Origin of the sequence: Pseudomonas sp. 28 E 9 (genome assembly GCF_900004785.1) — a bacterium.
Taxonomy (GTDB): domain Bacteria; phylum Pseudomonadota; class Gammaproteobacteria; order Pseudomonadales; family Pseudomonadaceae; genus Aquipseudomonas; species Aquipseudomonas orientalis_A.
Map to the genome: position 1 here is coordinate 1 of NZ_CVTK01000010.1, position 13,700 is coordinate 13,700.

The 13,700-nt window shown below is 62.0% G+C and carries 15 protein-coding genes; 10 read left to right on the forward strand and 5 right to left on the reverse strand.

All coding sequences use genetic code 11. From position 1 onward, the window contains the following. Positions 1-239 precede the first annotated feature (239 nt). The 3 genes from BFQ00_RS00940 to BFQ00_RS00950 form a co-directional block, all read right to left on the reverse strand. Positions 240-881, reverse strand: coding sequence for an oxidoreductase (locus tag BFQ00_RS00940; protein ID WP_065886828.1), 642 nt, complete (start codon positions 879-881; stop codon positions 240-242). Between the two features lie 29 nt (positions 882-910). Further along, the gene (locus BFQ00_RS00945; RefSeq protein WP_065932369.1) at positions 911-2,629 is read right to left on the reverse strand and encodes a C13 family peptidase; all 1,719 of its coding nucleotides are present in this window, start codon (positions 2,627-2,629) and stop codon (positions 911-913) included. 105 nt (positions 2,630-2,734) lie between these two features. After that, positions 2,735-3,190: a MaoC family dehydratase gene (locus tag BFQ00_RS00950; RefSeq protein ID WP_065886830.1), complete on the reverse strand. Its 456-nt coding sequence runs from the start codon at positions 3,188-3,190 to the stop codon at positions 2,735-2,737. A gap of 181 nt (positions 3,191-3,371) precedes the next feature. Between BFQ00_RS00950 and BFQ00_RS00955 the strand changes: the two genes are divergently transcribed. The 4 genes from BFQ00_RS00955 to BFQ00_RS00970 all read left to right on the forward strand — a co-directional run bounded on the left by BFQ00_RS00955 (position 3,372) and on the right by BFQ00_RS00970 (position 5,368). Then, a complete protein-coding gene (locus BFQ00_RS00955) occupies positions 3,372-3,725 on the forward strand; it encodes a CidA/LrgA family protein (RefSeq protein WP_065886831.1) in 354 nt (117 codons plus the stop codon). Further along, positions 3,722-4,438 carry an LrgB family protein gene (locus BFQ00_RS00960; RefSeq protein WP_065895162.1) on the forward strand — a complete coding sequence of 239 codons (717 nt, stop codon included), beginning with the start codon at positions 3,722-3,724 and terminating at the stop codon, positions 4,436-4,438. Before BFQ00_RS00955 ends, BFQ00_RS00960 begins: the two co-directional genes overlap by 4 nt. 21 nt (positions 4,439-4,459) lie before the next feature. Next, positions 4,460-5,050 (forward strand): LON peptidase substrate-binding domain-containing protein, encoded by a 591-nt coding sequence (locus BFQ00_RS00965; protein WP_065932370.1) that lies wholly within the window; start codon positions 4,460-4,462, stop codon positions 5,048-5,050. 102 nt (positions 5,051-5,152) lie between these two features. Next, the gene (locus tag BFQ00_RS00970) at positions 5,153-5,368 is read left to right on the forward strand and encodes a hypothetical protein (RefSeq protein ID WP_065932391.1); all 216 of its coding nucleotides are present in this window, start codon (positions 5,153-5,155) and stop codon (positions 5,366-5,368) included. Here BFQ00_RS00970 and BFQ00_RS00975 read toward each other — a convergent pair. Beyond that, on the reverse strand, positions 5,362-6,678 hold the full coding sequence (locus tag BFQ00_RS00975) for a bifunctional DedA family/phosphatase PAP2 family protein (protein ID WP_065932371.1): 1,317 nt from the start codon (positions 6,676-6,678) through the stop codon (positions 5,362-5,364). The genes BFQ00_RS00970 and BFQ00_RS00975 overlap by 7 nt on opposite strands. A gap of 156 nt (positions 6,679-6,834) precedes the next feature. Beyond that, positions 6,835-7,518 carry a DNA-3-methyladenine glycosylase gene (locus BFQ00_RS00980; protein WP_065932372.1) on the reverse strand — a complete coding sequence of 228 codons (684 nt, stop codon included), beginning with the start codon at positions 7,516-7,518 and terminating at the stop codon, positions 6,835-6,837. Between the two features lie 175 nt (positions 7,519-7,693). Here BFQ00_RS00980 and BFQ00_RS00985 point away from each other — a divergent pair, with 175 nt between their 5' ends. The 6 genes from BFQ00_RS00985 (at position 7,694) to rodA (ending at position 13,693) form a co-directional block, all read left to right on the forward strand. Beyond that, positions 7,694-8,959 (forward strand): glutamate-5-semialdehyde dehydrogenase, encoded by a 1,266-nt coding sequence (locus BFQ00_RS00985; RefSeq protein ID WP_065932373.1) that lies wholly within the window; start codon positions 7,694-7,696, stop codon positions 8,957-8,959. Further along, positions 8,959-9,603 (forward strand): nicotinate-nucleotide adenylyltransferase, encoded by a 645-nt coding sequence (gene nadD, locus BFQ00_RS00990; protein WP_065932374.1) that lies wholly within the window; start codon positions 8,959-8,961, stop codon positions 9,601-9,603. The genes BFQ00_RS00985 and nadD overlap by 1 nt, the downstream gene beginning before the upstream one ends. Before the next feature lie 69 nt (positions 9,604-9,672). Then, the gene (rsfS, locus tag BFQ00_RS00995; RefSeq protein ID WP_003176298.1) at positions 9,673-10,167 is read left to right on the forward strand and encodes a ribosome silencing factor; all 495 of its coding nucleotides are present in this window, start codon (positions 9,673-9,675) and stop codon (positions 10,165-10,167) included. 9 nt (positions 10,168-10,176) lie between these two features. Next, on the forward strand, positions 10,177-10,644 hold the full coding sequence (gene rlmH, locus BFQ00_RS01000; RefSeq protein WP_003176297.1) for a 23S rRNA (pseudouridine(1915)-N(3))-methyltransferase RlmH: 468 nt from the start codon (positions 10,177-10,179) through the stop codon (positions 10,642-10,644). Positions 10,645-10,659: 15 nt separating this feature from the next. After that, positions 10,660-12,558 (forward strand): penicillin-binding protein 2, encoded by a 1,899-nt coding sequence (mrdA, locus tag BFQ00_RS01005; protein WP_065886839.1) that lies wholly within the window; start codon positions 10,660-10,662, stop codon positions 12,556-12,558. Between the two features lie 31 nt (positions 12,559-12,589). After that, positions 12,590-13,693, forward strand: coding sequence for a rod shape-determining protein RodA (rodA, locus tag BFQ00_RS01010; protein ID WP_057724897.1), 1,104 nt, complete (start codon positions 12,590-12,592; stop codon positions 13,691-13,693). Positions 13,694-13,700: the final 7 nt, after the last annotated feature.

Below are 13,700 nucleotides of genomic sequence, written 5' to 3' on the forward strand. Positions count from 1 at the left end.
CCGGGTTACCCACGGATTCAAGCCTGCGTTCGGCCAGCGTGGTTTAACGGGGCGCCTGAGATCAAAAGCAGATCAAGATCAAGAGCGACTCGCTGCGCATCGTGGTTACTGTTGGGCGCTGCTGAGTTGTGTAGATACCTATGCCCCGATGGCGGTAGTCCAGTCAATATCTTCAGCGACTGACACTCCGCTATCGGGGGCAAGCCCCCTCCCACATTGGGTTCCGTGTTCGTCTTTATTTATTTACCGAGCTTGCGCAGCTCGTCCGACTCTACCACCCGCACGCCATCCTGTTCTTCCAGCGCCAGGCGCCACAGCGCGCGGGCCAGTTCGCACACTTCGATACCGTGGTACTTGCCCGGAATCAACCGAGACAACGGCCCGGCCAGTTGTTCGGCCAGGCGCGGTTCGAGTCGTTCGCCCAACAACAACGATGGCCGCGCGATGGTCAGTTGCGGCCAATCCTGGGCCCTCAATGCCTGTTCCATTTCGCCTTTGACCCGGTTGTAGAACACCGAGGATTTCGGGTCGGCGCCAATCGCGCTGATCACGATCAGGTGCCGTGCGCCCAGTTCCCGAGCGCGCTTGGCGAAGGCCACCACCATATCCAGGTCGACCGCACGAAACGCCGCTTCGGAACCGGCCTTCTTGATCGTGGTACCCAAACAGCAGAAGGCGATATCCACCCGGCCGCTCAGTTGAGGCAGGAACACTGCAGGGTCGCCTACCGGGTTTTCCAGGCGTGGGTGTTCAGCCAGTGGTTTACGGCTGGGTGCCAGGACGCGGGTGACGGTGGGTTCGTTGAGCAGGCGGTCCAGCAAGTGTTCGCCGGTGAGGCCGGAAGCACCGGCCAGTAAGATATGCTGCGGTGTCAGGTACATGGTGTTTCCCCCTTGTTACACGTTACAGCTTAGTTGCCTTTGGCTTCCTTGCTATTCATTGAGACGCTTTCTAGCGCCTTTCGTGCCTGCTGTTTACGTAATAGTTGCCAGTGGGCGATCACGCCCTTGGGGGCCCAGATCTGCGGTTCGGAGGCTTCGAAATTGTCCGCCTGTTCGCGTTCGGCCACGTGCAGTTGTGCCAGTTTGAAGGCCTGTTGCAAATCGTCCGTTTGGTTGAAAGCCTGTGCGAAAAGGGCATCACCGAAGTAGGTAAAGTCCGCTTCTTCCGAGCAGCCGAACGACACGCGATCCGCGCGTGAGGCGGTCATGATCAGCGTGCGCTCATCTTTCAATGCCGGGATGAAGCCGCCGGAGTAGCAGGCGGAAATCACGATGATCTTGTCGCGGTTTTTCAGTGGCGCGAGCACCGCTGCCAGTTCATCGGCCGGCAGGTCGGCCAGTTCCATGCGCGGCTGGTCAAGCACCAGTTCGTGTTCGTGGGTGCCGTGGCTGGTCATGTAGATGAACACCAGGTCTTCCGGCCCGCTGCGCTCGGCCAGGGTTTGCACGGCCCGGCGCAGGTTTTCGCGGGTGGCCATGGGCCGGTCGGCAATATGGTCGCGGTGGTTGACCAGGCGAATCTGCCCATGGGCACCGAAGCGGGTGGCGAGCATGTTGCTGACGTAATCGGCTTCGCGCAGGAACACGCTTTGCTTACCGTCGCCGGCCAGCGCCAGGGTGTACAGCTCGACGGCAGGCGTGGACGCGGGGACGGCGGCGAGCGCGTCCGCGAGCAAATGGCCCTGGGCCAATACGCCGATTTCCAGTGGGTCGGGCAGCAGCTTGCCCTCGGCGTCGCGCACGCGCATGCCGTTGACCCAGGTGCCGGCCTGTACCGTACCGTCGGTCAGCACCAGCGTGCCGCGACCCTGGTAGCTGTCGCTGTCAAAGCCGCCGATATAGAAGCTGCCATCGGTAAGGTTCAGGCGACCTTCGCCGCTGAAGCGCCAGTCGCTGAACTGGCCGACGTAATGGCTGCCATCGACGCCGATCAGTTCGCCCTTGCCGCTCAGGGCACCTTCCTTGAACTGGCCGATCCAGACGTCGCCGTCGGCGTTTTCATAGCGTCCCTTGCCGTTGAGCTGGTTCTGTTGGAACTGGCCGACGTAGATATCGCCATCCGCGCTGTTGAACGTGCCGTTGCCTTCCAGCTGGCCATCGACGAAGTGGCCGCTGAACTGATTGCCGCTGTCGTCGTTGCGCTGGCCTTCGCCATTGGGTTTGCCGTGGGCGAATTGGCCCTGGTATTGGCTGCCGTCGGCCAGCTCCAGGCGCCCGAGGCCGGAATACTGGTCGTCCTTGAATTCGCCGCGATAGGTCATCTGCCCCTCTTTGAGGGTGCCTTCGCCGTTGCGTCGACCGTTCTTGAAACCGCCTACGTAACTGCTGCCCGCCGTGGTCAGGCTGCCCTGGCCATCGAACAGGCCTTGCTTGAATTGACCTTTGTAGACTTCGCCGTTGCTGCCATGCCATTCGCCCTGACCATGCCACTGGCCCTTATCGAACTCGCCGGCGTACCAACTGCCGTTAGGGTAGTCGACGCGCCCCTGGCCTTGCAGCAAGCCGTTGACCACATCGCCCCGGTAGCGGCCGCCATCGGGCAGGCGCGCATCGGGCGGCAACAGCGATTCGCCATCTCCGCAAGCGGTGAGCAACAGGGCAAGGGCAAGGGGGGCGAGTGGGCGCATAGCGGGATCCGGATAATTGAGCGCCGAGTATGCCGCAGCTGCGCGTTTCATACATAAATTTACATACACTGTGGCAAGGTTTGTTGCCTCGCCACAGGCAACGTCCTACACGAAGCAGAGTGACAATGACTCAGCGATGTAAGCCGGTTTTTCCTGGCCTTCGATTTCCAGGGTGGCGGTGGCCTTAAATAGCCATTGGCCAGGTTTTTTCTCGTGGACGTCGGTGAGGGTGACGTTCAGGCGCACCCTGGAGTCGACCTTCACCGGCTGTATGAAGCGCACGCTGTCCAGGCCGTAGTTGATGGCCATCTTCAGGCCCTCGGGCATGATCAGGATGTCTTCCATCAGCTTGGGCATCAGCGACAGCGACAGGAACCCATGGGCGATGGTGCTGCCGAACGGGGTTTGCGCGGCCTTGGCCGGGTCGACGTGGATAAACTGATGATCGCCGGTGGCCTCTGCGAACAGGTTGATGCGCGCCTGGTCGATGGTGAGCCATTCGGAACGTCCCAGTTCCTTGCCGACATAATCGTTGAGCTGCGCTACGGGTACATAGGGCATTGCGTTTCTCCAGGGTTCATCATTTTTATCCCCGCTGACGAGGGGTTTTTTATGGGATACAGAGAACCAATGTAGATCATCATGGGCAATCGACCCGGTCAACCCAACATGCTTTTGGCGAATGCCGGAGCATAGGGCGGGCGTGCTTATAATGCGCACCAACTTTGAGGGGGCAGAGAGGATGCTGTTACGTGGCTTGACCTGGCTGGTGCTGTTTCAAATGATCGGCACTGCGCTCAACCATCTGCTGTTGCCGGTATTGCCGGGGCCGATCATCGGCCTGCTGCTGATGCTCGGCTTCCTGATCTGGCGCGGCGAAGTCAGCGAGCCGCTGAGCCTGGCGGCCGGCAGCCTGCTGCGCTATTTGCCGTTGCTGCTGGTGCCGCCGGCCGTGGGCGTGATGGTGTATGCCAGGGACATTGTTGCCGACTTCTGGGCCATCGTTGGCGCGCTGGTACTGTCGCTGGTCATCGCGATGGCGGTTGTCGGCGTGCTGATGGAACGGTTGGTCCGGCGCAAGGAGAAGGAACAATGATGTTCGACTGGCAGGGCGCCTGGACGGCCGTCATTCATCACCCCTTGTTCGGTATCGGTATTACCCTGGGCGCTTATCAACTGGTACTGGCGGCTTTCGAGAAAACCCGCTGGATCTTCCTGCAGCCGGTGCTGGTCTCCATGTTGCTGGTGATTGGCGTGTTGCTGATCTGCGGCCTGGACTACACCGAATACCGCAAAAGCACCGAGATCATGGGCATTCTGCTGGGGCCGGCGACGGTGGCCCTGGCGGTGCCGCTTTATTTGAACCTGCGACGGATTCGCCAATTGTTCTGGCCGATTTTTACTACGCTGGTGATAGGCGGCGTGTTGGCCACCGGCCTGTGCGTGTGGTTGGGCTGGTGGTTCGGTGCCGAGCACAGGGTGCTGATGACCATGGCGCCCAAGTCGGTGACGTCGCCGATTGCGATGTTGGTGGCCGAGCAGATCGGCGGGGTGGCGGCATTGGCTGCGGTGTTCGTGCTGATCACCGGGGTGGCCGGCGCGATGATCGGCCCGGCGTTCCTGTCGCGCCTGGGTGTCTACAGCCCCGAGGCGCGCGGCATGGCCCTGGGCATGACGGCCCACGCGGTCGGCACCTCGGTGGCCCTGCAGGAAAGCGAAGAATGCGGCGCCTTTGCGGCGCTGGCCATGAGTTTGATGGGCGTGGCCACGGCAGTGTTCCTGCCGCTGGCCGTGTCTGTGATCGTTTAAACCGGGTTTAAGGAAACCTTTATGAGTCTGGCGCTGTTTCCCCTCAACACCGTGCTGTTCCCTGGGTGCACCCTCGATTTGCAACTGTTCGAGGCGCGTTACCTGGACATGATCAGTCGCTGCATGAAAAAGGGCGAAAGCTTCGGTGTGGTGTGCATCCTCGATGGCAAGGAAGTCGGCCTGGCCCCGGATGGCTATGCGCTGATCGGCTGTGAAGCGCTGATCCGCGACTTTAAACAACAGGATAATGGCCTGCTGGGGATTCGCGTCGAGGGCGGGCGGCGTTTTCGCGTGCGCGATGCCGAGGTCCAGAAGGACCAGTTGCTGGTGGCCCAGGTGCAATGGCTGGAGGAACTGCCGGACCAGCCGCTGGAAGAAGAGGACGCCGACCTGCTGGCGCTGCTGCAGGCATTGGCCGAGCACCCGATGGTCGCTTCGCTGGATATGGACGCCCATGCCGAGGGCCAGCAGGCCCTGAGTCATCAGTTGGCGTATCTGCTGCCGTTCACCGAGGCGGATAAAGTCGACCTGTTGCAACTCGACGATCCGCAGCAGCGGCTGGATGCGATCCAGATGTTGCTGGATGAATTGCAGGGTGAATTGTTCACCTGAAATTCGGACTTTCCTGGCGGGGTTTTCAGACTTTGTTTGGTCGCTTCCTGGGCCCCCGACCCGCACTATTTTCCGATCACACCCCAATGATCGGAGATGACCATGCTTCAGCTGACACCCTCGGAACAAGTCGCCTGGGACGCGTATTTTGTCAGCGTGACCACCCATCTGCTCCAGCACGATCCCACGCGGGGTGCGCAATACATTGCCGAGCGCGCCGCCGACTTTGCCGATGAAATGCTGTTGGAACGACGCGAGCGGTGTGTTGAACGGCGCAGCGCGTCGGTGGACTGGATCGGCCCGGCCAAGGGTCAGTAGGCGTACCTGAGCAACGCGTGGGACGTGTCGGTAAAGGCGATAAAGCCAAGCACCGCCACGATCACCGGCAATACCAGCCACCAGGCTTTTTGCGTCATCGGCGGCAACGGGCTGCGGTATTGAATGAGGGTGAGGCTCAATGCGCACACGCTCATCGCCAGGAGCGTGCCGGCCAGGATATCCGTGGGCCAGTGAGCGCCCAGGTACACCCGCGATAACGCAATGAATGCCGCAGGTATGCAGCCCAGCAGCAGCCAGGTCAGGCGCAGTCGCGTGGGTTGGCCTCGGCCGGCCAGTACCGCCAGGGCCAGGAAGAACGCAAACGCGCCGGAGGCATGGCCGCTGGGCATGCTAAAACTGGTGAGCGGGTCGGTCAGGATTTCCGGGCGGCCGCGGGCGAAGAAGAGCTTGGTGCCGGTATTGATCACGGCGGCGCCCGCCAGCGTGGCGCCGACGAATATGGCATGACGCCACTGTCGCGCCAGCAACAACAGGCCGGTAAACACCGCGCTGGCGACGAACATTTTCTTGAATTCGCCCAGCTGGGTGATCCGTACCATCACCTCGTCGAGCCACGGGCTGCGATGTTCCTGCACCAGTGCGCTCAGGCCCTGGTCGAAATCGTTGAGATGCGGGTAGCCGATAAACAGTGCCACCAGCAACGTCAGGCTGGCGCAGCCGATCCACAGGGTGGCGCGACGATGGCCGCGCAGGCTGCTGTTCAAGCTCAGCCCCAGCAGTGCCGCCAGGCAGGCCGCGACAATCGCCGCTTCCGGCCAGAAACCTTCGGGCAGGGGCAAGCGGAACGCCGCACCGGCAGCCCAGCCCGGCAACAGATACGCCACTGACCAGCCTGCCGCCGCGATAACGCTGACGATCGCGAAGCGCGGGAACGGCATGTCGCACATACCGGCGACCATCGGCAGCATGGGCCGCAACGGCCCGATGAAACGCCCGACCAGCAGGCTGGCGATGCCGTACTTATGGAAGTAGGTTTCCGCACCGTTCATCCACTCGGGATGATGGCGCAGGCCGGGCAGGCGCCGGATATTCTGGTGGAAATGCCGGCCCAGGTAGTAGGACACCCCGTCGCCCAGTAAGCCGCCGAGGAAGCCCAGCAACAGGGTCTCACTCAACGACAACGCGCCGCTGCCGGCCAACGCGGCGATGGCAAACAGCAGCACCGTGCCCGGCACGATCAGCCCGGCGATGGCCAGGCATTCCACGCACGCGACGATAAACACCGCCACTGCAAGCCATTGTGGGTTAAGGGTCAGCCAGCCGGTGATGCTATCGAGCCATTGGCCCATACAATCCACTCCATCAAGTGTGGGAGGGGGCGCTTGCCCCCGATGGCAATGTGTCAGGGAAACATTCATCCACTGTCACACCGCCATCGGGGGCAAGCCCCCTCCCACATTAAAATCTCTGTGCGACAGGTATCGATTCCAGCCGGTTCAGTCTGTTCAAATCAAAAAATAATCGCGGCCTTCGACCTGCCCGCGCCGCAGCGGGTTCCGTGTGCAATAAGGCGCATAGCCAGCATCGACGAAGCGGTACATCAAGTGCTCATCGCGCCCACTGGGAATGCCCAGGCGTGTGGTCTGGATAATCTGCGTGGGCACCTGGCCCACGTCCTCGACATACAACAGTTCCTGATCGAAGCGCTTGGCATCCCACATCGGCACCTTCAGGCCGAGTGCCTTGCACAGCAGCGTCTGGCCCGCACAGAGTTTCTGCGAAGGACGCGGGCTGCCGTCGGGGTTGGGGTTGTTCAACAGCATGTGCGCCAGGCTCGCCGGCCCGGACCTCTCATCGACCCAGGGATAGGCCGATTTGATCAGCACGGCATTGCCCGGGCCATGGGCGCTGAAGTTCAGCGAATCACCGCCACGGGCGTAGTACATGTAGATGTGCCCACCATCCAGAAACAAAGCCTTACGTTTTTCTGTGTAGCCGAGTGAGGCGTGACTGCCTTTTTCGGCCACGTAATAGGCTTCGGTTTCGATAATCCGCGCTGAAAGCCAGGTTTCCCCGACACGATGGCGAATGACTTTGCCGAGCAGTTCTTGCGCGAGCAGCTGGGCGTCGCGATCGAAGAAGCTGTCGGGGAGGGCGCTGGCGGGGCGTTCGGGCGTGATGGTGGGCATGACGTTCAGGGTTATTACGGCTAAATGTGACGGAATCATAACAACTCTCACCTTAATAACCGCTGAACCCCAGGTTTTTACAGTTCATTTCGACCATCCGCCCCTCACCGCTGTCAGTCAGGCGGCGTCACAGCTATAATCTGCCGCTTTCCTCTTTGCCAAGATTTCCTGACCCATGACTGAGTCCGTTCTTGACTACATGACCCGCCTGGGTCGCGCTGCCCGTCAGGCCTCGCGGTTGATCGCCCGTGCGAGCACCGCGCAGAAGAACCGTGCCCTGCTGGCCGCCGCCGATGCTCTGGATGCTGCGCGCTCCGAGTTGGCCGCCGCCAACGAACAGGACCTGGCCAACGGCCGCGCCAATGGCCTGGAGCCGGCCCTGCTGGACCGCCTGGCACTGACCCCGGCGCGTATCGACGACATGATCGAAGGCTTGCGTCAGGTGGCCAAGTTGCCTGACCCCATCGGTGAAATTCGCGATATGCGTTACCTGCCGTCCGGCATCCAGGTCGGCAAGATGCGCGTGCCCCTGGGCGTGATCGGCATCATCTACGAGTCGCGTCCGAACGTGACCATCGACGCCGCGAGCCTGTGCCTGAAGTCAGGCAACGCCACCATCCTGCGTGGCGGTTCCGAGGCGATCCATTCCAACCGCGCCATCGCCGCCTGCATCCAGCAGGGCCTGGCCGTGGCCGAGTTGCCCGCCGAAGTGGTGCAAGTGGTGGAAACCACCGACCGCGCCGCCGTTGGCGCGCTGATCACCATGCCGGAATTCGTCGACGTGATCGTGCCACGCGGTGGCAAGGGCCTGATCGAGCGCGTCAGCCGCGACGCCAAGGTGCCGGTGATCAAGCACCTGGACGGCGTGTGCCACGTGTATATCGACATCGCCGCCGACCTCGACAAGGCGATCCGCATCGCCGACAACGCCAAGACCCACCGCTACGCGCCGTGCAACACCATGGAAACCCTGTTGGTGCACGCCGGCATTGCCGAGCGCGTGCTGCCGCCGCTGGCGGCCATCTACCGCGACAAGGCTGTGGAATTGCGCGGTTGCGAGCGTACCCGTGCGCTGCTGGGCGCGGACGTGATCGAGGCCACCGAGCAGGACTGGTACACCGAATACACCGCGCCGATCCTGTCGATCCGCATTGTCGACGACCTGGACCAGGCCATCGAACACATCAACACCTACGGCTCCAAGCACACCGACGCCATCGTCTCCGAGCATTTCAGCGATGCCCGGCGTTTCCTCAATGAAGTGGATTCCGCTTCGGTGATGATCAATGCCTCGACGCGCTTTGCCGATGGTTTCGAGTACGGCCTGGGGGCGGAAATCGGCATTTCCACCGACAAGCTCCACGCACGCGGCCCGGTCGGCCTGGAAGGCCTGACCAGCGAGAAGTACGTGGTGTTCGGCGACGGTCATGTGCGCACTTGATGGCTAAACGCATCGGGCTGCTCGGCGGTACTTTCGACCCCGTGCACATCGGCCATTTGCGCAGTGCCCTGGAAGTCGCGGATGCCCTGGCGCTGGATGAGGTGCGCCTGATGCCCAATTTCCGGCCGCCCCACCGCGATACGCCGCAGGTGTCCGCACAGCAGCGCCTGGAAATGGTGCGCGTTGCGGTGGACGGCATAGCACCGCTGGTGATGGACGATCGCGAGCTCAAGCGCGATAAACCGTCCTACACTGTCGACACCCTGGAACTGATGCGCGCCGAGTTGGCCGCCGATGACCAGGTGTTTCTGCTTTTGGGCTGGGACGCATTTTGCGGCCTGCCCTCTTGGCACCGCTGGGAGGAACTCCTCCAGCATTGCCACATCCTGGTTCTGCAACGCCCGGATGCCGACAGCGAACCGCCGGATGCCTTGCGCAACCTGCTGGCCGCGCGGTCGGTAAGTGACCCCTTGGCCCTGACCGGGCCGAACGGGAATATTGCATTCGTCTGGCAGACCCCGCTTGCGGTGTCCGCCACCCAGATCCGTCAACTGCTGGCCAGCGGTAAGTCGGTACGTTTCCTGGTGCCTGACGCGGTCCTGGCCTACATCGATGCGCACGGGCTTTACCGTGCGTCGAACTGAAAAGGCGCGCTTGAACGCACGAAAAATCGTGCAGCGAGCGCCCGAACATACGAGCAAAACGAGTTTTATATGACGAACAAAGACGTAAGCAAAGTTAAGCGCAAAGGCACCTTCAAAAGCGCACCGCTGCCGGTAGAAGCCCACGTTGGTCCGGAACTGGCCGGTGAAGAACTGGTAAAAGTCGCCGTGGCGGCCCTGGAAGACGTGAAAGCCCAGGACATCCAGGTGCTGGACGTACGCGACAAGCAGAGCATCACCGACTTCATGATCATCGCCACCGGTACCTCCAACCGCCAGATCGGCGCGATGCTGGACAAGGTTCGCGAAGCCGTCAAAGCCCAGGGCGTAAAGCCCCTGGGTGAAGAAGGCAAGGGCGACAGCGACTGGGTGCTGCTGGACATGGACGACGTGATCGTGCACATGATGACCTCCAACGCCCGTCAGTTCTATGACCTGGAACGTCTGTGGAAAGGCGCCGAGCAGAGCCGTGCCGCCGATGGCAAGCACCACAGCCCGGAAGTGGGCCACGCGCACTTCGACAAGCTCAACAAAGACCAGGAATAAGGAACGGCTGTGCGCCTGCGTCTGATCGCTGTCGGTTCACGCATGCCCAAGTGGGTGGAAGAGGGCTGGCACGAGTATGCCAAGCGTCTGCCTGCCGAGCTGTCGCTTGAACTGGTGGAAATACCGCTCAACACCCGGGGCAAGAACGCCGACGTGGCGCGCTTTATCCGTCAGGAAGGCGAAGCCATGTTGGCCAAGGTCGGCCCCAACGAGCGCATCGTCACCCTCGAAGTGCACGGCAAGCCCTGGAGCACCGAGCAGTTGGCGGTGGAACTGGACCGCTGGCGCCTGGACTCGCGCACCGTCAACTTCATGGTCGGCGGCCCCGAAGGGCTGGCGCCGGAAGTCTGCGCGCGGGCCGATCAGCGCTGGTCGCTGTCGGCACTCACGTTGCCGCACCCGTTGGTAAGGATTCTGATCGGTGAACAGCTGTATCGCGCCTGGACAGTTCTGTCCGGGCACCCTTATCACAAATAATCTGCGCCATAGCCGATGACCCAGCCGATCCGCATCAAGGACCACGAGAAGGACGCACGTCTTGTACGCGCGCGCGTGGTGTTTGGCGCGATCATGGTGGTGGCATTGATTGGTGTGCTGATCGCCCGCCTGTATTACCTGCAGGTGATCCAGTACGAGTATCACTCCACCTTGTCGGAAAACAATCGGGTGCATGTGCAGCCGATCCCGCCGACCCGTGGGCTGATTTTCGACCGCAATGGCGTGGTAGTGGCGGATAACCGGCCCAGTTTCAGCCTGAGCATGACCCGCGAGCGTTCCGGCGACTGGCAGCAAGTGCTCGATGTGATTGTCGAAGTGCTGCAGCTGACGCCGGAAGACCGGGTCATTTTCGAGAAACGCATGAAGCAGGGGCGCCGGCCGTTCGAGCCGGTGCCGATCCTGTTCGAGTTGAACGAAGAACAGATCGCGCGGATCGCGGTGAACCAGTTCCGCCTGCCGGGCGTGGAAGTGGTGGCGCAGTTGGTACGGCATTACCCGCAGGGGCCGCACTTTGCCCACTCGGTCGGCTATATGGGGCGCATCAACGAGAAAGAGCTGAAAAGCCTCGATCCGGTCAATTACAGCGGCACCCATCACATCGGCAAAACCGGCATCGAGCGTTTCTACGAGCCCGAACTGCACGGCCAGGTGGGTTACGAAGAAGTCGAGACCAACGCCCGTGGCCGCGTGCTGCGCGTGCTCAAGCGCACCGACCCCTTGCCGGGCAAGGACATCGTACTGAGCCTGGACATCAAGTTGCAGGAAGCCGCCGAAATGGCGCTGGGCGGTCGTCGCGGCGCGGTGGTTGCGCTGGACCCGAAGACCGGCGAAGTCCTGGCCATGGTCAGCCAGCCAAGTTTCGACCCCAACCTGTTCGTGACCGGCATCAGCTTCAAGGCCTACGCCGAGTTGCGCGACTCCATCGACCGGCCGCTGTTCAACCGGGTGCTGCGCGGCCTGTATCCGCCGGGGTCGACCATCAAGCCGGCGGTGGCGATTGCCGGCCTGGATTCGGGGGTGGTCACCGCCTCGAGCCGGGTCTATGACCCGGGCTATTACATGCTGCCCAACTACGATCACAAATACCGTAACTGGAACCGCTCCGGTGATGGCTATGTCGACCTGGACACCGCCATCATGCGCTCCAACGACACCTATTTTTATGACCTGGCCCACAAGCTGGGGATCGATCGCCTGGCGGCCTACATGGGCAAGTTCGGCCTCGGCCAGAAGGTTTCCCTGGACATGTTCGAAGAGTCTCCCGGCCTGATGCCCTCGCGCGAATGGAAGCGGGCGACGCGTCGCCAGGCATGGTTCCCCGGCGAAACCCTGATCCTCGGCATCGGCCAGGGCTACATGCAGGCCACTCCGTTGCAACTGGCCCAGGCAACTGCGCTGGTGGCGAACAAGGGCGTGTGGAACCGGCCGCACCTGGCCAGGACCATCGAGGGCGAGAAGCCGGTGGATGAGAACCCGATCCCCGACATCGTGCTGCGCGACCCTTCCGACTGGGCCAAGGTCAATCACGGCATGCAACAGGTGATGCACGGCGCTCGCGGCACCGCACGCAAGGCGGCGCTCGGCGCGCAATATCGCATCGCCGGCAAGAGCGGTACCGCTCAGGTCGTCGCGATCAAGCAGGGTGAAAAATATGACCGCTCCAAGGTGCAGGAGCGTCACCGCGACCACGCCTTGTTTGTCGGCTTTGCCCCTGCCGATGACCCGAAAATCGTGGTGGCGGTGATGGTGGAGAACGGCGAGTCCGGCTCCGGTGTGGCCGCGCCTGTGGTGCGCCAGATCATGGACGCCTGGCTGCTGGCCCCCGACGGCAAGCTCAAGCCCGAATATGGCGGCCCCCCTTCCAGCCCCGAGGTTACGGCCCGTGAAGAGTAATTTTGACCGCATCCTCTCCAGTGAGGATGTGATGCGTCGCCGTGCGACGTTGCTGCAACGCATGCACATTGATGGCCCGTTGCTGGTGCTGCTGCTGATACTGGCGGCCGGCAGCCTGTTCGTGCTGTATTCGGCCAGCGGCAAGAACTGGGACCTGCTGATCAAGCAAGCGTCGTCGTTCGGCCTGGGCCTGTTGTCGATGGTGGTGATCGCCCAGCTCGAGCCGCGCTTCATGGCGCGCTGGGTGCCGCTGGGTTATGTCGCCGGGGTGTTGCTGCTGGTGGTGGTCGACGTGATGGGCCACAACGCCATGGGCGCGACGCGCTGGATCAACATCCCGGGGGTGATTCGCTTCCAGCCGTCGGAATTCATGAAGATCCTGATGCCGGCCACCATCGCCTGGTACCTGTCCAAGCGCACCTTGCCGCCCCAGCTCAAGCATGTGGGGATCAGCCTGATCCTGATCGGCGTGCCGTTCATTCTGATCGTGCGGCAGCCGGACCTCGGCACCTCGCTGCTGATCCTGGCGGGGGGCGCGTTCGTACTGTTCATGGGCGGCCTGCGCTGGCGCTGGATTCTCAGCGTGCTGGCCGCTGCCGTGCCAGTGGCGGTGGCCATGTGGTTCTTCTTTATGCACGACTACCAGAAGCAGCGGATCCTGACGTTCCTCGACCCCGAAAGCGACCCGCTGGGTACCGGTTGGAACATCATCCAGTCCAAGGCCGCCATCGGCTCCGGCGGCGTGTTCGGCAAGGGCTGGCTGCTGGGGACCCAATCGCACCTGGACTTTTTGCCCGAAAGCCACACCGACTTCATTATCGCGGTGATGGGCGAAGAGTTCGGCCTGGTAGGCATCTGCGCGCTGCTGCTGATCTATTTGCTGTTGATCGGGCGCGGGCTGGTGATTACCGCGCAGGCGCAGACGCTGTTCGGCAAGTTGCTGGCCGGCAGTCTGACCATGACGTTTTTTGTTTACGTTTTCGTCAACATCGGTATGGTCAGTGGCCTGTTGCCGGTGGTTGGGGTGCCGTTGCCATTCATTAGCTACGGCGGAACTTCGCTGGTGACATTGCTGTCAGCGTTTGGGGTTTTGATGTCGATTCATACGCATCGCAAATGGATCGCTCAGGTTTGAATAAGGT